Here is an 18,260-nt window from a genome sequence, read left to right on the forward strand (position 1 = left end):
CCGAAACCCCAATGAATGCCAGGAATCCACGATGAGTGACTTGAGAGATCTCGCCTATTGGCGCAAGCAGGCAGCAACGGTATCGATCCGTTCGCAAGCCTATATCGATGGCCGCTGGGCCGACGCCGCCGACGGCGCCACCTTCGAGACCATCAACCCCGCCACCGGCAAGGCGCTCGCCCGCGTCGCGGCCTGCGGCGCGCAGGACGTCGACCGCGCGGTAGCCGCGGCGCGCAAGGCGTTTCAGTCCGGCGTCTGGTCGGACACGCCGCGCAGCGCCAGGAAGGCCACGCTGCTAAGGCTGTCGCACCTGATCGAGACGCATCGCGAAGAGCTTGCGTTGCTGGAAACGCTCGACATGGGCAAGCCCATTGCCGAGACGCTGCAATACGACATCCCTGAAGCCGGCCGCACCTACGCCTGGTATGCCGAAGCCATTGACAAGATCTACGATGAGATCGCGCCGACGGGCCCCGGCGTGCTGGCCACCATCACGCGCGAGCCGCTAGGCGTGGTGGCGGCGGTCGTGCCCTGGAACTACCCGCTGCTGATGGCCAGCTGGAAGGTGGCGCCCGCGCTGGCCGCCGGCAACAGCGTGGTGCTCAAGCCCGCGGAGCAGTCCCCGCTCACTGCGCTGCGGCTGGCGGAACTCGCCGAAGAAGCGGGCATCCCGGCGGGCGTTTTCAATGTGGTGCCAGGTCTTGGGGCCGCCGCCGGGCAGGCACTGGGCCGCCATCCCGACGTGGACTGCATTGCCTTTACCGGTTCCACCGCCACCGGCAAGCGCTTCATGGAGTATTCCGGCCAGTCCAATCTCAAGCGCGTCTGGCTCGAGTGCGGCGGCAAGTCTCCGCATATCGTCTTTGACGACTGCCCCGACCTGGACCGCGCCGCGCAGGCCGCCGCCATCGGCATCTTCAGCAACCAGGGCGAGATCTGCATCGCCGGTTCGCGCCTCTATGTGCAAAGCGGCATCTACGACGCGTTCATGGAGAAGCTGGAAGCGCACGCAGCGCGCATGCAGCCGGGCGACCCGCTCGACCCCGCCACCGCCATGGGCGCCATCGTCGACGGCGCGCAACTGCAGCGGGTGATGTCCTATGTGAAGAGCGGCGAGGACGAAGGCGCCCGCCTGCGCGCCGGCGGCAAGCGCGCGCACACGGACAGTGGCGGCTTCTACATGCAGCCCACCATCTTCGAGTGCCCCACGCAGTCGCTCACCATCGTGCGCGAAGAGATCTTTGGCCCGGTGCTGGCGGTGACCCGCTTCGAGTCCGAGGAAGAGGCCATCCGCATGGCCAACGATTCGCCCTACGGGCTGGGCTCGGGACTCTGGACTTCCAACCTGTCCCGCGCCCACCGGGTTTCGCGCAAGCTGCAGGCGGGGCTGGTGTGGGTCAACTGCTATATGGACAGCGACGTGACGGTGCCGTTTGGCGGCGTGAAGCAGTCGGGCTCGGGGCGGGACAAGTCACTGCATGCGCTGGACAAGTACACGGACCTGAAGACCACGTGGATCAGCCTGGCGTGACCAGGCAATGCGCCGGCCGGCCAAGGCCGGCCAGCCGCTCAGAGCAGTTCCATCTGCCGCACGGTGGGGGCGTGGCGGCGTGCCAGCGCCAACGCCGGCACGCCGCCAACCGGCCACGCCAGGCTAAAGCCTTGTTGCCGTGCCTTGTAGGCGGCCTCTTCCTTGCCAGCCACCTGGAGATGCCTGTACATGGCGCGGGCATGCGTCTTGACCGTCGGCGCCGAGATATTCAGCAGGCGGCCTACGGTCTTGACCGCATGCCCTCGGGAGAGCAGTACCAGCACGTCATACTGGCGTTGCGTCAATCCCAGTTGCGTTGCTTCTCGTGTCAGCCGCTGGCTCCCGGCGGCGGGCCGCGGTGCCAGCGCAGCCGAGGGCAAGGCGGGCAAGGCGGGTAAGGCGGGGAACAGTGAAAGCTGGCTCGCGCCGGCACGCTCCGGCTGACGGGTGGCGATACGCCGGATGGCGGTCCTGAGCACGTCGAGCGGGGCGGATTTCGGCAGGCAGCCGCAGAAGCCTTCGGTGATCTCGCCTTGCGGCAGCTGCAGCGGCACGGTATCGCAGAGCAGCAGCACGCGCGGCGCGGCCCATAGCCTGCGTGCCTGGCCGAGCCATTGCCAGCCCGTGTCGGCATCGGCGGGCATGCCAAAGACGATCAGGTCAGGGCTGCCGCCGGCGTGCAAATGCGCAGGGATTTCACCCGGGTCGATGGCAGCGACTTGCGCGATGCCTGCAATACTCTCCAGCAGCGTGAGCATTGCAATCCGGAGCAATGGATGGCTTTCAACGAGCACCACGTTCATGCCGTAACTCCCCGTACAAGCGCAAATACAAATGCAAGTGCAACGGAGACAGGCTGAACCCACGGGGATGGCACGACACTGCCAGCGCCGACCAGCGCTTGCGGCAGGATTTTGCAATCCCCGGATTTCCGACCCTGCCCTGGCGGACCCGCCAGGGCGGCTCTGTGCGTCGTAGAGCCTGCCCGAATATGTCATGTTTTTTATCTTGAAAGATATTAGGTTCGGATCATGCTTGAAATCAAGTAGGCATGTTGCGTGGATGAAACTTGACATTCCGATCAAACTGCTCGATATGCGTGTCAAATGCGCTCTTCTGACTATCTTCGTGCAGCGGTCACGGTGTCAGGCACCTCGCGCCTCACCGGCCCGGGTCGCGATCTTGGCGACGGAGTTGCCCCAGCCGACGCACGGGGCGGGCCGCGCGTGCCTCATGCCGCCAGGGCATCCTCGCCGCAGGCGTCGGCGTCGGTCCCGCACGCTGCATGTAGCGCAGACGCGAGGATCATGGCTTCGGCGTTGCGCGGCGGCGGCCGGCAGGGGCGCGGGCGGTAGACGGCCTGGCCCTTGGCGATGGGCAGGCCGCTGAGGGCGCACACGCCAGCCTCGCGCGCCGATATCGCAGCCCAGATCTGAGCGCCGTAGCGGCAATGGGTGGGGTCGCGCCAGCTGATCACCGCCAAGGTGGGGCTGGGCCGCTCCACCACGCTGACGATGGCGGTGTGGCGGCGGCGCCGGGGATCTTCCTCATCGGGCCAGGCGCAGTCGGCGTACAGCTGGAAGGCCTGACGCGCATTGAGCAGGCCGATGGTGCTGTCCCACGGGTCGGGGCGGTCCGCTTGCGCACATGGGGTGGATGATGTGGCGGGATTCGGGTGCGCTGGCATGGTCAGCTCCGGATGATGGAGGCGGGCGGGGGAGGCAGCCGGCCCCGTCGCGCGGATGAAGGCTGGCGTGTGGACGCCGACCATAAGGACATCTTATGACGCGCTGCGCGCCGCACGCAGTTGTCCATCGGTGCAGGCGCGGTACGACATTGAGATGGCCGGGTCATACGAACGTAGGAGGCAGCCCGCCGCGCCGGGAATAAGGCTGCTGCTGGTGGGGCGGGCTATCTGTTTATTTTTCGGTGGGGATTCATAGTCAGGCATTTAGGCAATGCATCCGTGAATTGGTTGACTCACAATCAGGTTGCGCTCGGATGGTTCAGTTCGTGGGCGGAAAGGACACAAAAGCCCTGCGCCATGAAAATCCGGCATGTCAGGGGGACACCCTATCCTTTGGTTTGATTGACAGCTTCTCGCCGCCGCAACGATCATCGGCTCGCACCGCGCCCCACCGGGCACACAAGTGTCCAGGGGCCATGGCCGCTGACTGATTCTGGATGGAAGGCAGACTTCACACTTCGGATCAGGCGTTTAGTGCTACCGCAATAGGAGAGAGTGCATGTCCAGTGAAGCAAAGTGTCCGTTCAATCATGCCGCCGGCGTCGGTACGACAAATCGCGACTGGTGGCCGAAACAGTTGCGGTTGGACTTGCTTGGTCAGCATTCCGGCAAGTCCAGCCCAATGGATGAGCGCTTCAGATATGCCGAGGCTTTCAAGCGTCTCGACCTCGCGGCGGTAAAAAAGGACCTTGCTGCGCTGATGACCGATTCGCAGGATTGGTGGCCGGCGGACTTTGGCCACTACGGTCCACTCTTCATCCGCATGGCTTGGCATAGTGCGGGTACCTACCGTGTCGACGACGGCCGGGGAGGCGCCGGACGCGGCCAGCAGCGTTTCGCACCGCTCAACAGCTGGCCCGATAACGTCAGCCTGGACAAGGCACGTCGCCTGCTCTGGCCGATCAAGCAGAAGTACGGGAACAAGATTTCCTGGGCCGACCTGCTGATCCTCACCGGCAATGTCGCGCTTGAGACCATGGGGTTCAAGACCTTCGGCTTTGCCGGAGGTCGTGAAGATACCTGGGAGCCGGACAATGACGTCTACTGGGGCAACGAGAAAACCTGGCTTGGCGGCGATATCCGTTACGGCAAGGGCGCGGCCGGCAACGATGGGGATCCGCGTGGCGCTGGGGCGGGCTACCCGGAAGACGGACGAAACCTGGAAAATCCACTGGCCGCGGTGCAGATGGGCCTTATCTACGTGAATCCGGAAGGCCCCGACGGCAATCCGGATCCGATCGCGGCCGCGCGCGATATCCGCGAGACCTTCCGCCGCATGGCCATGGACGACGAGGAAACCGTCGCGCTGATCGCCGGTGGCCATACTTTTGGCAAGACGCACGGCGCGGGGCCGGCCGGCAACGTTGGCCCGGAGCCGGAGATTGCTGACCTGGAGCAGCAGGGGCTGGGCTGGAAGAGCCGTTTTGGCACCGGCAAGGGAGCCGACGCAATCACCAGCGGTCTGGAAGTGACCTGGACCGCGACGCCGACGACATGGGGCATGGGATTTTTCGAGAACCTGTTCCGCTACGACTGGACGTTGACCAAGAGCCCGGCCGGCGCGCATCAATGGGTGGCAAAGGATGCCGGTGAGACGATCCCGCACGCGCATGATCCGTCGAAGAAGCTGCGGCCTACGATGCTGACCACCGACCTTTCGTTGCGCTTCGACCCGGCTTACGAGAAAATCTCGCGGCGTTTCCTGGAGAATCCTGACCAGTTTGCCGACGCCTTCGCCCGCGCCTGGTTCAAGCTGACCCATCGCGACATGGGTCCGCGCGCCCGTTACCTTGGCCCGGAAGTGCCTGCGCAAGCCTTGATCTGGCAAGACCCGATCCCCGTCGTGGACCATCCGTTGGTCAACGACCAGGATATCGTTTCGCTCAAGCAGACGATTCGCGCGTCGGGGCTGTCTGTCGCGCAGATGGTGTCGACGGCCTGGGCATCGGCATCGACCTTCCGTGGCTCGGACAAGCGCGGCGGTGCCAATGGTGCGCGCATCCGCCTTGCACCGCAGGTTGAATGGCCCGTCAACCAGCCTCGGCAATTGGCGAGGGTGCTGACGGTCCTGGATGGCATCCAGGCCGAGTTCAACCGCGCGCAGTCTGGCGGCAAGAAGATTTCACTGGCGGATCTGATTGTGCTGGCCGGCGCAGCCGGTATCGAGCTGGCAGCAGAAAGGGCCGGCCATCGGGTGATCGTGCCGTTCTCGCCAGGCCGCATGGACGCGTCGCAGGAACAGACCGACGTGCCATCTTTCGGGGTGCTTGAGCCGGTTGCAGACGGCTTTCGCAATTACCTCAAGGGAGAGTACAGCGTTCCTGCGGAGGCGTTGCTGATCGACAAGGCCCAGCTGCTGACGCTGAGCGCACCGGAGATGACCGTTCTGATCGGCGGGCTTCGTGTGCTGAACGTTCATGCCGGAACGCAGGCTCACGGCGTTCTCACCGACCGGCCGGAGACGTTGACCAATGACTTCTTTCGCAACTTGCTCGACATGCGCACGGAATGGAAGCCACTTTCAGCTTCTCGCGAAGTATTCGAGGGATACGACCGCAAGACCGGTGAACTGAAATGGACGGGCACGCGTGTCGATCTGATCTTCGGTTCGCACGCACAGCTCCGCGCGCTTTCCGAAGTCTACGCAAGCGAGGACGCCCAAGAGAAATTCATTCGTGACTTCGTCGCGGCATGGGTCAAGGTGATGAACCTCGATCGGTTCGACCTGGCCTCCTAGCGTCTGGCAGAGGCACGTTCCTCCAGTCTCGCCATTCGCACCCATTCGGCTGACGGGCTGCACATGTTCACTACAGAACATGCTGCGCCCCCCTGGTTCCCTGCTGCCCTGAATGCCAGGGTGGGCAATGCTGCCGGATACCGTGGGCCGCACTTTTATGTGCGATTGCAGCAAAAATCGGCAATCGTCCTTGAACAATGGGTCGTTCCATCCTATAACCATCCCATTGGATGGTATTTGGATGGCGAACGGCGATGGGTGAGCAACAAAAGGCACTTGTGGCGCAACCCCGCCCGAAAGGCGGCGAAACCGAGAAGATCACGATCAATCTCGGCCCGGTCGATCTCGGCCAGATCGACCTGCTGGTCGAGGAAGGCTTTTACTCGAACCGTACCGACCTGATCCGCACCGCGATCCGCAACCAGCTTGCGATCCACGCGCAGGCCGTCAGCGAGACCGTGACGCGGCGCGCGCTGGTGCTTGGCCTGCAGCATTTCTCCCGCCAGGACCTGGAGGCGGCGCAAGCCGCGCACCAGCGCCTGGATATCCATGTGCTGGGACTGGCCAGCATCGCATCCGATGTCACGCCCGAGCTTGCCCTCGCCACGATCGAGTCGATCGTGGTGCTGGGCGCTTTCCATGCCTCCGCCGCCGTCAAGGCCGCGCTGGCCGGCCGCATCCGCTAAGCCGCCAGGCAACGGGAAGCCTAACGCCAAAGGCACGTGGAAGGACACCAAGGACACCATGACGAAGAAGAACGAAGAATTTCTGGCTTCCATGCAGGAAGCCATGGCGCTGCTGCGCACCGCGGGGCCGCTGGAAGCCACCGAGGTCATTGCGCGCGCATTGCGCGGCAACAGCGCAGTGCCCAATGCCGGCTTCCAGCCCGCGCAAGTTGTCGAGGCGCTGCTGCCACGCCAGGCGCAGGAGAGCGCAGCGCAACCCGACGTGCGGGACACAGGCCACTTCACCACCTGGCGCCATGCCGGACACGCCGGCCAGCGCGCCTACAAGCTCTACGTGCCCGCCGGCTTCGAGGGCCAGCGCCTGCCGCTGGTGGTGATGCTGCACGGCTGTACGCAGGACGCCGACGATTTTGCGGCGGGTACCCGCATGAATGCGCTGGCGAAGCAGCACGGTTTCCTGGTTGCCTACCCGATCCAGCCCGCGGCGGCGAACCCGTCCAAATGCTGGAACTGGTTCAATCCGGGCGACCAGCAGCGCGAGCTGGGCGAGCCGTCGCTGATCGCGGGCATCACGCGGGAAGTCATGGCCAGCCATGCGGTCGATCCCGATCGCGTGTACGTGGCCGGCTTGTCCGCCGGCGGCGCCATGGCTGCCGTGATGGTGCATGCCTATCCCGACCTGTATGCCGCGGCGGGAATTCACTCCGGCTTGCCGTATGCCAGCGCGCATGACTTGCCATCGGCGCTCGCCGCGATGAAGGGTGGCGCGCTGGCGGGCACGCACATGGCGAAAGCGCAGGCCGCGCCGTTGCGGCCCCTGATCGTCTTCCAGGCAGACGCGGATACGACCGTGCATGTGTCCAACGCCGACCGGCTGCTGCGAGCATTCCAGCATGACGGTGAGCAGGACGGCCCGCGCCGGGGCAGGCAGAACGGGCGCGCCTTCACGCGGCGTCAGTTGAAGTCACGCGACGGCGTTGACGCTGAGTATTGGCTGCTTCATGGCGCATCGCATGCGTGGGCGGGTGGCAGTACGCATGGCTCGTACACCGATGCGAGCGGGCCCGATGCCAGCGCGGAGATGGTGCGGTTTTTCCTGGCGCATCCGTTGAATCCGTTGAAGAAGTAAGCAGTGGCACGGGCGCGCAGACCTGAATGCCCTGCACGCCTCGAGCCTTCGTGCGCGCCGCCAGTGCTTGCGCAAACTCCAGCGACAGGCGACGACGCCTTTACCCCGCCACCTGGTAGTTGCCGCGCAGCTCGGTGACGTCGCAGTTGTGGCCCTCGCCGCCGCGGTCCACCACCAGGAAGCGCGCCGTGCCTTGCGTGACGATCAGCGAGTGATGCCAGGCGCCGCGCTTGTAGTTCACGCCTTGCCTGCCGTTGGTGACGAACACGCGGATGGCCGATTCGTCGATCTGGTCGCCAACGGGCGCCACGACCACGAGGAAGGCGGCCTCGTCCAGGGGCACGAAGGCCTGGCTGCCCAGCGGGTGCCGCTCCATGGCGCGGATGCCGAGCGGCAGCGCATAAGGCTGCGCGTCGAAGAAGCTGATCAGCGCCCGGCCGCCCTGCGTGCCGACATCGACGCTGGCAAGGTCGTCATAGCGCAGCGTCATGCCGCCATTGATCACCATCGGCGCGCGCCCCTCGCTTTCGATGACATCGCCAAACGGGGCGAATGCGGCTACGGTCAGTGGCTCCACCTGCAGGCACACCGGCGCTTGGGATGGCAGTGGGGGCTGGATCGCCGTCTCGTCGGGAGCAGACACGTTTTTCCTCTTGTCATGGGTAAGAAGTGGCCGGGGAAGGCGCCTGGCCAATCTCCGTGGATCAACTGGTAATACCAGTGGTGCCAGTATCCGATTGTCAATGAGCGGCGTCAAGGCGCTTGTATTACAGGGTTTACGCCGCTTTCCTTGTGGAAATGCCGTGACGTATCCTTCGCCATCTCCAAGAAAACAGACTGGTAATACCAGTTGAGATAACGAGCCGAGCCACCCGAGGAGGAAACCGCCGTGTCCCTGACCACCGCCCCATCGCTAGCCCCCGAGCCCGCCGCCGCCCACGCGGCGGCGCGGGAAAACGCCGTCTACCGCAAGGTGGCGTGGCGCCTGCTGCCGTTCCTGATGCTCTGTTATGTCGTGGCCTACCTGGACCGCGTCAACGTGGGGTTTGCCAAGCTGCATATGCTTGGCGACCTGCAGTTCAGCGAGTCCGCCTACGGGCTGGGCGCCGGCCTGTTCTTCATCGGGTACTTCTTCTTCGAAGTGCCGAGCAATGTGCTGATGCACCGCATCGGCGCCAAGGCGACCATTTCGCGCATCATGATCATGTGGAGCGTGATTTCGGCGGCGATGGTGTTCGTGCAGACCACCACGCAGTTCTACGTGCTGCGCTTCCTGCTCGGCGCGGCCGAGGCGGGCTTTTACCCCGGCATGATCCTGTACCTGACCTACTGGTTCCCGTCGCACCGCCGCGCGCGCATGGTGGCGCTGTTCATGTGCGCGATCCCGGTGTCGGGCATCTTTGGCGGCCCGCTCTCCGGCTTCATCATGGAGTCCATGCAGGGCGTGGCGGGGCTGCGCGGCTGGCAATGGATGTTCCTGATCGAAGCGCTGCCTTCGCTGCTGGTCGGCGTTGCCGTGCTGGCCTACCTGGACAACAGCATCCGCTCGGCGCGCTGGCTCACGCAGAGCGAGAAGGACCTGCTGGAGCGCAACATCGCCAACGAGAACGCCACCAAAGGCGGGCACATGACCATGCGGCAGCTGTTCTCGGACCGCCGCATCATCAAGATGGCCTGCATCTGCTTTTGCACGGTGATGGGCCAGTACGGACTGACGTTCTGGCTGCCGTCCCTGATCCGGCAGGCCGGCGTGAGCGGCGCGCTGCATATCGGCTTGCTGACGGCCATCCCGTTCTCCGTCGCCGTGTGTTCGATGATCCTGGTCAGCCGCAGCTCCGACCGCATGCGCGAACGCCGCTGGCACCTGATCGTGCCGTTTTGCTGCGGCGCCGCCGGCCTGGCGCTGAGCGCGATCTTCAGCGACAACGTGGTGCTCTCGCTCGCCGCGCTGGCGCTCGCTGCGGGCGGCAGCCTGGCCACGTCGCCGTTGTTCTGGAGCCTGCCGACCGCGCTGCTGTCCGGTGCGGGCGCCGCTGCCGGCATCGCCATGATCAACTCGTTCGCCAACCTGGCGGGTTTTGTCAGCCCTTACATGATCGGCCTGATCAAGGATGCGACGCAGAGCACCAACCTGGCCATGTTCGTGCTGGCTGGCGTGCTGCTTTGCGGCGCGGCGCTGACCTATACGGTGCCGGCGCGGCTGGTGAACAAGTAAGTCGGGCAGGTATGCGATGGCGCTGCCCGGGGCGTGCTCCGGGCGGGCCGTCGAGTACAATTTGCCGTCGATCCGGCGGCCAAGCGCCGGCCCCCCATCTTTCACGATTCCGCGCCGGACTTCATCGCACCCAATGGTCACAGCTACCGCCATCTCCGCCAACGCCGCGAACCTGATCCGCGAGTGGATCGAGGGCGGCAAGTACCCGGCCGGCTCGCTGTTGCCCTCGCAGCGCGACCTGTCGGAGCTGCTCGGCATCAGCCGCACCTCGCTGCGCGAGGCGTTGTCCACGCTGCAGGGGCTCGGGCTGGTGGTCTCGCGCCCCGGCAAGGGCGTGTACGTGGCCGCCGACGCTGGCGACGGCACGCCGCCGCCATGGCGTTTCTCCAAATCGCATTCGCTGACCGATATCTACCAGTTGCGCTTCGCGCTGGAGGGCTTCACCGTGGGACTGGCCGCGGCGGCGCTGCTGCCGGAAGACATCGACGCCCTGCGCGAGAACACCGAGGCCATGCGGGTGTGCATCGACGCGTCCGACTTCACGCAGGCCGCCCGGCTGGACTTTGATTTTCATATGCGCATCATCGCGATCGCCGGCAACCGCGCCATCGCCGATATCCTGCGCAACAGCACTGACGTCATGCAGGAAAGCCAGCGTTTGCCGTTCTACCAGCGCGGCAGCCGCCTTGCCACCTACACCGAGCATTGCGCCATCATCGACGCCTTGGCCGCGGGCGACGCCAGCCTGGCCCAGCGCGCCATGTCGGATCACATCGTCCGGGCGGCCCAGCGCGCGGGCGTGCATTTCCCCGCGGGCAGCCGCGCGGGCGACGGGGTGGCGCCGGGCCATCTCCCCGGCTGAGCGGGCCTGGCGCACGGAGCCGATAAAGGCATCCAGGATTTCTCCTAAAGTTTCCGCGCGCATCGCCGTTATCCAGACGACGAAGCAGGCGTGGTCCACTAAAAAGGGGAGATGCAGCAATGATGTCATTTGCCAACCTGACCATCCGTACGCGCCTTGGCGTGGGATTCGCGGTGGTTTTGCTCTTGATGGCCGCGGCAATCGCGGCCGGGCTGGACCGCTTACCCGGAGCCGGCGGCGGTGACGCGCAGCAAGCCATCGATGGCGCGCGTACATTGATGTTTACCCTATGGCTTGTCGCGCTTCTGGTGGGCGCCGCCTTTACCTACGGCATTGCGCGCAGCATCGCCGAGCCGCTAGGCGAGGCTGTCTATATCGCCGAGACCGTGGCCTCCGGCGACCTCAGCAAGGAATTCGAAACCGAGCGCAAGGGCGAGTTCGGCCGCTTGCTGGCCGGCATGGGCGAGATGGAGGACATGCTCACGGACCTGGTGACCCGCATCAAGGAATCGACCGATTCCATCACCGATGCCTCCAGGCAGATCGCCGCCGGCAATGCCGACCTCTCGCAGCGCACGGAGGAGCAGGCCTCGGCGCTGCAGGAAACCGCATCGAGCATGGGCGAGCTGACCGCCATGGTCAGGCAGAACACCGAGCGCGCGCACGCGGCCAATGAGCTGGCGGCCAACGCCTCGCACATTGCGCAGCGCGGCGGTGCCGTGGTGGGCGAGGTGGTGGAAACCATGCAGGCGATCAGCGCCAGTTCCAAGAAAGTCGTCGACATCATCGACGTGATCGAGGGCATCGCGTTCCAGACCAATATCCTGGCGCTCAACGCTGCCGTGGAAGCGGCGCGCGCGGGCGAGCAAGGGCGTGGCTTTGCCGTGGTGGCCGGCGAGGTGCGCACGCTGGCGCAGCGCAGCGCCGCGGCGGCCAAGGAAATCCGCGGCCTGATCGGCGACTCGGTTGAGCAGGTGCGCAACGGCTCCGCGCGGGTGGAGCATGCCGGCCAGACCATGCGCGAGATCGTGACGGCGTCCGGCCAGGTCACCACCATCCTGGGCGAGATTTCGGTGGCATCGGCGCAGCAGAGCGGCGGCATCGAGCAGGTCAATCAAGCCGTGATGCAAATGGATGCGGTCACGCAGCAGAATGCCGCGCTGGTGGAACAAGCCGCCGCCGCCGCATCGGCCCTGGCGGAACAGGCGCACCAGTTGCAGAACGCGGTGGGCGAGTTCAAGCTGGAAGCCACCCCCGACGACGACGCCCCTGGGCAACATCGCTTTGCCGGCACGCTGCAGGGCGCGCACGCCTGAGCGCTGGCGGCAGGCCTTGTGATGCGGGCGCGGCTTGCATGCCGCGTCCCGGTCAAATCGGGTTGTATTTCTTACACGGATGGTGGGCATTTACCGCCATGGTGTTCTTGCCAGTCTCCCTGCGCACTCCATTTTTCCTCCGCGCAAGCAGGATGCGTGCCTGATTTGGCATCGGCGCGGATTACCACATGGTCGCGCCAAATGGGGCGATTGTGGATGTGGGCGGACGGCGCTAGCACGTTCTTCCCTGCCTGATCCGGCCTCATGCGATCCGGCGGCCGGATTCCGGGTGCGCGCAGGGCATGGATCGATCGCATTCCATGACGACGCGCAACGTCAACGCAATCGGCGTCGTCTAAACTCAATCGGGATACAAGCCTGGAGCCGGCCACGATGGCGGCTCCGGGTGCAGGCTGCGCGCACATTGAACCGACGTGTCTGTTACTTTGTTTCTTGCCGTGGCGTGGCCTGCGTCCGGGCTGGTATCCGGCGAGCGCCGTCATGGGCGCGCCGATGGTTGACGGACGGTGGCTTGCGTGGTCGCACAAGGCGCGGCCCTGTCCGGTTTGTCCCCCACAGAAAAAAAGAGGATTAAAGATGTCAACTCGTCGTCATTTCTTGAAAGGCATTCCTATCATCGCGGCGGCCGGCGCGCTGGGTGTTTCCCTGCCAGCCCGGGCACAGGGAAGCGGCCCGATGGTGGATGAAAAGGACCCGCAGGCGGTCGGCCTTGGCTACAAGGCGGATTCGTCGAAGGTGGACAAGGCCAAGTACCCGAAGCACGACGCCAGCCAGCATTGCGGCAACTGCCAGCTCTTCCAAGGCAAGGCGGCGGACGCAAGCGGCGGCTGCCCGCTGTTCGCCGGCAAGCAGGTCGCGACCAAGGGCTGGTGCAGTGCGTGGGTGAAGAAGGCGTGAAGAAAGCTTGATGCAGCTTGATGCAGGTTGATGGCGGCTTGATGCCGGCTTGATGCCGTGAAGGCGGCGCTCGCGCGTTTGGGCGCGTGCGCCGCCTTTTTTCGTTCAGGCATCGATCGGCCACTTGGGCCGGTGAATGTGCCGATAGGGCAGGGAACGCAAATCGAGCGAGACCGAGCCTGGCGCGTCCGCATAGATGACATGGCGCGCAATCCGCGAGAACGCGGTGTGGAAGTGCTGCGCGGACTTGACGACGATCAGCGTCTTTTCGGGCAGACGGCAGCCGAGCTGCGTGAAGACATCGGTGTCCAGCGCCTGCGCGCGCCGCGTGATCAGCACGATCTCGATGCCATCCGCCTCCACCAGCGCCGCGTTGCCCACCGCCGCCGGCGCGCCCGACAGCCCAGTCATGATCATGTCCGGGACCAGCGCCTTCACGGTGCAAGCCAGGTCGATGGGCGCGCCGGACATCGGGCTGACCTTGCCGCCGATGCGCAGCGCCAGGCGCGCGCCCACGCCGGCACTAAAGGCAATACGCACAGCGATGGGATCCCACAGGGGGCCCACCGCCACGTTGCCGATGCCCCGCTCGCGCAAGCGATGCAGCAGGAACGTGGCATCGCCCGCCGCGCCGCCGCCGGGGTTGTCGGCCGCATCCGCGATCACCACGGGCGCGCCGCCCGGCGCCTTGGCCAACGCCAGCGCCTGGTCGATGGCCGCATCCGGGCCAGGGTAAGCGGGCGTCAGGGTCTCGCGCATGCGGATCAGCTCGTCGGCCAGGCGCCGCGCCAGCCGGCGCGCGGCTGCGCCGTCGCCATCCGCGTACACCAGCAGCTTGGTGCCCATGTCCGGCACGTCGCCCCAAGGGAAGCCATGTGCCACGGAGACCGAGAGGATGCCATCGTGTCCCTCCAGTGCGATCAGCCGGTCGACATAGCTGCGTGCCGGCTCCTGGTTGGTCCGGATGGTGACGACCATCGCGCAGTCGGCCACCGCCGCCACGGGGGCGATGTGTCCCGCCACCTGCGCCGCGCATAGGTCGACCAGCTCCAGCGCTCGCTCGCGGATATCGGTGTGCGGATATTCCTTGTAGGCCACCAGGATGTCGGCATGCGCCACCATGTCATCCGACAGGTGGCAGTGCGGGTCCAGCTCGGCGCCGATCACCACGCCGGGGCCAACCAGCGCGCGCACGCGGGTGAGCAGGTCGCCCTCGCAGTCCGCGTAGCCATCGGCCACCATGGCGCCGTGCAGGCCCAACACCACCATGTCGACGGGCAGCGCCCGCCGCAGGTCGCCGAGCAGCTCATCGCGCAGTGCCTCATAGGCGTGGCGCGTGGTGACGCCGCCAGGCTGAGCGCCCGCGGCCATGCCCTCGATCACCACCCAGCCGCGCGCGCGGCCGCGTTCTCGCGCGGCCCACAGCGGGCCGCTGAACACGGTCATCTCCGGCGGGTGCGTGCCTGCGGGAAAGTAGCCGCGGTCGACGAACGCATCGAGCGCGGTCGGCAGCGGGGCGAAGGTGTTGGTCTCGGTGGCCAGCGAGCCGGTAAAAACGCGCATGATCCGCCGGCCTAGTCCGCGGTGGCGCCAGAGGCCTTGACCACCGCGCCCCATTTGGTGATTTCCGAGCCGACAAACTGGCGCAGCGCCTCAGGCGTGCCGCCGCCCGGCGTCGCCACCATCGCGGCGAGCTTCTCGCGGGTCTCCTTCTCGGCCATGATCGCGTTGACTTCCTTGTTCAGCGTATCGACGACGTTGCCCGGCGTGCCAGCGGGCAGGAAGAGCGCATACCACGACACCACTTCATAGCCCTTCAACCCGCCCGCATCCACGGTGGGGATCTCCGGCGCGAAGGGCTGCGGGCTGGCGCTGGTCACGGCCAGCGCGCGCAGCTTGCCGCTCTTGATCAGCGGCATGACCGACGGCGCCGTATCGAACATCACCTGCACCTGGCCCGCCATCAGGTCGGTCAGCGCCGGCGCCGGCGCGCTGCCCTTGTACTGCACGTGCTCCATCTGGATGCCCGCCATCATCTTGAACAACTCCGCCGACAGCCGCGTGGACGAGCCCGCGCCGGACGAGGCGAAAAAGATGCCCTTGGGATGCGCTTTGGCATAGCTGATGAACTCCGCCACCGTCGTGGCCGGCACCGACGGGTTCACCGCCATGATGTTCGGGAAGCGCGTGAGCAGCACCACCGGCGCGAAGTCCTTCTGGAAGTCGAAGGGCAGCTTCTTGTACAGCGAGACATTGATGGTGCTGGCATTGGAGCCTAGCAGGATGGTGTAGCCATCATTGGGCGAGCGCGCCACGCCGGCCGCCGCGATATTGCTGGCCGCGCCAGGACGGTTCTCGACCACGAAGCTCTGCCCGAGCCGTTCCGACAGCCGGTTGGCCACCAGCCGCGCCACGGCATCGGAGGAGCCGCCGGGCGCGTAACCGACCACGATCTTCACGGGTTTGACCGGGTAGGCGGGGTCTTGCGGCGCCGCGCCCGCGGTCTGGTGACAGAGCACGCCCAAGGTTGCGGCTGCCAGGATTGAAGCGAAGGGTTTCATGCTTTGTTTGCTCGAAGGGGATCGTGGTCGCGGATTTGCCGCCCGCACATTATTCGCAATTCCAGTCGTCCGAATCAATGTAAGCTTGCTGGGAAATTGTTGCCTATTTGGCAACGATTTGCGGAGTTTGAGGCGGCCAGGAAACGTGAAACAGGAACGGAACATGGAAGGCGGACTGAGCGCGCGGCGCCTGCAGTATTTCTTCGAAGCGGTCAACACAGGGTCGGTGCGCGGCGCGGCCGAGCGCCTTGGCGTGGAGCCGTCGATCGTCAGCCGGCAGATCCAGCTGCTGGAGACTGAGCTAGGCGTGGCGCTGCTGGAGCGCAAAGGCCGGGGCATCGTGCCCACGGAGGTGGCCGCGATCGTGATGGACCATTGCCGCGACCGCCAGGCCAGCGAACAAGCGCTGATGGCCCGGCTCGATGAAGTGAACGGCCTGCAGCGCGGGGATATCCAGCTGGTGGCCAGCGAGGGCTTTGTCGATATCCTGATGAGCGGGGTGGTGGACGCGTTCTGCCGGCAATATCCCGGCATCCGCGTCTCGCTCAAGGTGGCGGGCGCCTCCGACGCCGTGCGCGCGGTGGCGCACGACGACGCGCATATCGGCGTCGTGTTCGGCGCGCCCGCGGACCCCGCCGTTCGCGTGGTCACGGCGCGCACGCATCCGCTCTGCGTGATCGCCTGGCCCGACCATCCGCTCGCGCGGCAGCGCAAACGGCCCGCCTTGAAGGACGTGGCGCGCTATCCGGTGGCGCTGATGGCGCCGGGATTCGGCTTGCGCCAGCTGATCCAGATGGCCGAGATGTCCGAGAACATCGTTCTCACGCCCAGCTTTGTCGCCAACTCCATCCTCACGCTCAAGCGCTATGTCGAGTGCCGCCTTGGCCTGACCTTCACCTCCTCGAATTCCGTGGTGAAGGAAGTCGCCAGGGGCGAGCTGGTGGCGCTGCGCACCACTAACCCCATCTTCGAGGCCGCGCAGTCGCGCCTGATCGTCAGGGCCAACCGGCCGCTGTCCAGCGCGGCACGCGGCATGCTTGAGCGCATCGAAGCGTCGCCGTTGTTTTGTGGCGGGCAATGAGGGCCAGCGGGCTTGCCCGGCGCCAGGCGGGAGATGCCGGGCGCCGCGAAAGCGCGGCGCTTGTGAATGTCTGGTCCGGGCAGGCGAACGAAGAGAACGCCTTGTGCCACTCCCGGCTTTCCCGCTTGAGATTGACCGCATCGAACGTGCGCTGGGCGATCCGCTCGAAGCCCGGCTGGCTGCTCGCAGGCATGGCAGCGGCTTAGCCCGGCATGGATGCCTGGGACAGGCTCGCCGTGGCTGGCGCCGCGGCGAGCCGTGCCGCGCGGCAAAGCGCGGTGGCTGTCGCAAGGCCCTGCGCCACGACGGCCATTGGCCGGTACAGCGCCGTGGCCAGCACCGAAGCCATGCGCTCTTGCGTCAACGGGCCAAATGCGGCAAGGCACCTCTCCAGCGGCGGGGACGTCTCGGCGGCGATCAGGAATGCCAGGATTTCCGTGCCGGCCTCGCCCAGGCCGGCGGCTTGCGCCAGGGCCGTGGCGCGGGGCCAGGCCGGATATGCGGTGATGTAGGCGGGGTCGGCAGCGTAGCGGACGGCTTGTGCGATATCCGGGTCTTGCGCCGCCAATTGCACCCGCCGAGGATCTTGCGCCAGCTCCGCGCGCCGCAACAGGCGTCGTATCCAATGGCAGACCACGGCGGGCGGCGGCATGTCATTCGTCATATCGGCGCTGGGTGCGGCAGGGAGCATCGGGGTTCCGCTTTGTTGATTTGTATGTGGGTTTGCTTGTTTTCAGTGGGCCAGTTCCACCCGGCGTTCCGCTTGGCGCCCAAGCCGCACGCTGTGGTCGTGCAGCGTGGCCTTCATGCGCCTGAGCGAAGCCGTCAGCGCGTGGCGTTCCTCTGTGCTGAAGGGGGCCACGGAGACGGAGTGGAGCGCCTTCAACCCTTTCCAGACGCGGTCTACCTTAGGCTCGGCCCACGCGGGAATCATCGGCCGGCCGGCGGGATCGTATGCGATCCAGCCGTCGGCATGCAAGGCGTCCAGCAGGCTTTCCGAGTGCGCCGCGGATATCAGCAACTGGCCCAGGTAAGGCTCATGGCGAACGAACTCTTCCTGGCGGATAGCGCGCAGCAAGATCCATTTCGGATAGTCGAGTCCAGCATCGCACAGAGTCTGGTCCAGCACGCGCTGCCATTCGCGCACGCTGTCCATCAAGGCAAGAAGTACGGATTCCGTCGGTTCGAGAGCCTTAGGCTGCATTGCTTTATCTCCTGTCTTTCGGGCTTGCCGCCAGACCAGGGGCCGGTGCTTGGCCGGCCCGGGCGGCGCAGGGGATGCGGCGGGCGTCGCCTGCCTTGATTTCCTGCGGAGCAGACATTAGCAGACAACCTCTGCTATGGCGAAGTGTCCCTGCGGGTCAACGGGTCTGATAGTGCATTACGCGGCGCAAACCAAGGGAAAATCCCGAGCGGCTTGTCCGGTGCGCATCACGCCGGCGTTCGCGCCGTGAACTTCGGTGCGGCTGCGGGCCGG

At 65.8% G+C, this 18,260-nt stretch carries 16 protein-coding genes; 9 read left to right on the forward strand and 7 right to left on the reverse strand.

The window, feature by feature from the left end; translation table 11 throughout:
• The first annotated feature begins 31 nt into the window (after positions 1-31).
• The gene (locus tag RR42_RS26255; RefSeq protein ID WP_043354310.1) at positions 32-1,531 is read left to right on the forward strand and encodes an aldehyde dehydrogenase; all 1,500 of its coding nucleotides are present in this window, start codon (positions 32-34) and stop codon (positions 1,529-1,531) included.
• A 38-nt stretch (positions 1,532-1,569) separates the two neighbouring features.
• Here RR42_RS26255 and RR42_RS26260 read toward each other — a convergent pair whose 3' ends face one another.
• Both RR42_RS26260 and RR42_RS37935 read right to left on the reverse strand, forming a co-directional pair.
• Positions 1,570-2,334, reverse strand: a complete 765-nt coding sequence (locus RR42_RS26260; RefSeq protein ID WP_158408314.1) for a DNA-binding response regulator — start codon at positions 2,332-2,334, stop codon at positions 1,570-1,572.
• A gap of 428 nt (positions 2,335-2,762) precedes the next feature.
• The gene (locus RR42_RS37935; RefSeq protein WP_052495252.1) at positions 2,763-3,218 is read right to left on the reverse strand and encodes a DUF3331 domain-containing protein; all 456 of its coding nucleotides are present in this window, start codon (positions 3,216-3,218) and stop codon (positions 2,763-2,765) included.
• 559 nt (positions 3,219-3,777) lie between these two features.
• Between RR42_RS37935 and katG the strand changes: the two genes are divergently transcribed.
• The 3 genes from katG to RR42_RS26280 all read left to right on the forward strand — a co-directional run bounded on the left by katG (position 3,778) and on the right by RR42_RS26280 (position 7,830).
• Positions 3,778-6,015: a catalase/peroxidase HPI gene (gene katG, locus RR42_RS26270; RefSeq protein ID WP_043354312.1), complete on the forward strand. Its 2,238-nt coding sequence runs from the start codon at positions 3,778-3,780 to the stop codon at positions 6,013-6,015.
• A gap of 254 nt (positions 6,016-6,269) precedes the next feature.
• Complete coding sequence (locus RR42_RS26275; RefSeq protein ID WP_043354313.1) at positions 6,270-6,701, forward strand: CopG family transcriptional regulator; 432 nt, start codon at positions 6,270-6,272, stop codon at positions 6,699-6,701.
• 58 nt (positions 6,702-6,759) lie between these two features.
• Complete coding sequence (locus tag RR42_RS26280) at positions 6,760-7,830, forward strand: alpha/beta hydrolase family esterase (protein WP_043354315.1); 1,071 nt, start codon at positions 6,760-6,762, stop codon at positions 7,828-7,830.
• Between the two features lie 100 nt (positions 7,831-7,930).
• Here RR42_RS26280 and RR42_RS26285 read toward each other — a convergent pair whose 3' ends face one another.
• Positions 7,931-8,473 (reverse strand): ureidoglycolate lyase, encoded by a 543-nt coding sequence (locus tag RR42_RS26285; protein WP_082055117.1) that lies wholly within the window; start codon positions 8,471-8,473, stop codon positions 7,931-7,933.
• A 252-nt stretch (positions 8,474-8,725) separates the two neighbouring features.
• Between RR42_RS26285 and RR42_RS26290 the strand changes: the two genes are divergently transcribed.
• The 4 genes from RR42_RS26290 (at position 8,726) to RR42_RS26305 (ending at position 13,141) form a co-directional block, all read left to right on the forward strand.
• On the forward strand, positions 8,726-10,045 hold the full coding sequence (locus RR42_RS26290) for an MFS transporter (RefSeq protein ID WP_043357959.1): 1,320 nt from the start codon (positions 8,726-8,728) through the stop codon (positions 10,043-10,045).
• Positions 10,046-10,178: 133 nt separating this feature from the next.
• Positions 10,179-10,907 (forward strand): FadR/GntR family transcriptional regulator, encoded by a 729-nt coding sequence (locus RR42_RS26295; RefSeq protein ID WP_043354317.1) that lies wholly within the window; start codon positions 10,179-10,181, stop codon positions 10,905-10,907.
• Positions 10,908-11,026: 119 nt separating this feature from the next.
• Positions 11,027-12,223: a methyl-accepting chemotaxis protein gene (locus tag RR42_RS26300; protein ID WP_043354318.1), complete on the forward strand. Its 1,197-nt coding sequence runs from the start codon at positions 11,027-11,029 to the stop codon at positions 12,221-12,223.
• 597 nt (positions 12,224-12,820) lie between these two features.
• Entirely contained in the window at positions 12,821-13,141 is a 321-nt protein-coding gene (locus tag RR42_RS26305) for a high-potential iron-sulfur protein (RefSeq protein ID WP_043354321.1), read from the forward strand.
• Positions 13,142-13,246: 105 nt separating this feature from the next.
• On the opposite strand, the gene RR42_RS26310 is transcribed toward RR42_RS26305, so the two are convergent.
• Positions 13,247-14,704, reverse strand: a complete 1,458-nt coding sequence (locus RR42_RS26310; protein WP_043357962.1) for a M81 family metallopeptidase — start codon at positions 14,702-14,704, stop codon at positions 13,247-13,249.
• Between the two features lie 11 nt (positions 14,705-14,715).
• The gene (locus RR42_RS26315; protein WP_043354322.1) at positions 14,716-15,702 is read right to left on the reverse strand and encodes a tripartite tricarboxylate transporter substrate binding protein; all 987 of its coding nucleotides are present in this window, start codon (positions 15,700-15,702) and stop codon (positions 14,716-14,718) included.
• Between the two features lie 163 nt (positions 15,703-15,865).
• Here RR42_RS26315 and RR42_RS26320 point away from each other — a divergent pair, with 163 nt between their 5' ends.
• Entirely contained in the window at positions 15,866-16,783 is a 918-nt protein-coding gene (locus RR42_RS26320) for a LysR family transcriptional regulator (protein ID WP_043354324.1), read from the forward strand.
• A gap of 202 nt (positions 16,784-16,985) precedes the next feature.
• On the opposite strand, the gene RR42_RS26330 is transcribed toward RR42_RS26320, so the two are convergent.
• Positions 16,986-17,474 (reverse strand): hypothetical protein, encoded by a 489-nt coding sequence (locus RR42_RS26330; RefSeq protein WP_043354326.1) that lies wholly within the window; start codon positions 17,472-17,474, stop codon positions 16,986-16,988.
• 42 nt (positions 17,475-17,516) lie between these two features.
• A complete protein-coding gene (locus RR42_RS26335; RefSeq protein ID WP_052494980.1) occupies positions 17,517-17,987 on the reverse strand; it encodes a hypothetical protein in 471 nt (156 codons plus the stop codon).
• Positions 17,988-18,260 lie beyond the last annotated feature (273 nt).

This window comes from Cupriavidus basilensis, from assembly GCF_000832305.1.
GTDB classification, from domain to species: Bacteria; Pseudomonadota; Gammaproteobacteria; order Burkholderiales; family Burkholderiaceae; genus Cupriavidus; species Cupriavidus basilensis_F.

Bases quoted from the DNA above. Each gene is read 5' to 3' on its own strand.
- RR42_RS26335 (WP_052494980.1), bottom strand. From the start codon at position 17,987: ATGCAGCCTAAGGCTCTCGAACCGACGGAATCCGTACTTCTTGCCTTG.
- RR42_RS26280 (WP_043354315.1), top strand. From the start codon at position 6,760: ATGACGAAGAAGAACGAAGAATTTCTGGCTTCCATGCAGGAAGCCATG.
- katG (WP_043354312.1), top strand. From the start codon at position 3,778: ATGTCCAGTGAAGCAAAGTGTCCGTTCAATCATGCCGCCGGCGTCGGT.
- RR42_RS26330 (WP_043354326.1), bottom strand. From the start codon at position 17,474: ATGCTCCCTGCCGCACCCAGCGCCGATATGACGAATGACATGCCGCCG.
- RR42_RS26295 (WP_043354317.1), top strand. From the start codon at position 10,179: ATGGTCACAGCTACCGCCATCTCCGCCAACGCCGCGAACCTGATCCGC.
- RR42_RS26255 (WP_043354310.1), top strand. From the start codon at position 32: ATGAGTGACTTGAGAGATCTCGCCTATTGGCGCAAGCAGGCAGCAACG.
- RR42_RS26260 (WP_158408314.1), bottom strand. From the start codon at position 2,334: ATGAACGTGGTGCTCGTTGAAAGCCATCCATTGCTCCGGATTGCAATG.
- RR42_RS26275 (WP_043354313.1), top strand. From the start codon at position 6,270: ATGGGTGAGCAACAAAAGGCACTTGTGGCGCAACCCCGCCCGAAAGGC.
- RR42_RS26315 (WP_043354322.1), bottom strand. From the start codon at position 15,702: ATGAAACCCTTCGCTTCAATCCTGGCAGCCGCAACCTTGGGCGTGCTC.
- RR42_RS37935 (WP_052495252.1), bottom strand. From the start codon at position 3,218: ATGCCAGCGCACCCGAATCCCGCCACATCATCCACCCCATGTGCGCAA.
- RR42_RS26300 (WP_043354318.1), top strand. From the start codon at position 11,027: ATGATGTCATTTGCCAACCTGACCATCCGTACGCGCCTTGGCGTGGGA.
- RR42_RS26320 (WP_043354324.1), top strand. From the start codon at position 15,866: ATGGAAGGCGGACTGAGCGCGCGGCGCCTGCAGTATTTCTTCGAAGCG.
- RR42_RS26310 (WP_043357962.1), bottom strand. From the start codon at position 14,704: ATGCGCGTTTTTACCGGCTCGCTGGCCACCGAGACCAACACCTTCGCC.
- RR42_RS26305 (WP_043354321.1), top strand. From the start codon at position 12,821: ATGTCAACTCGTCGTCATTTCTTGAAAGGCATTCCTATCATCGCGGCG.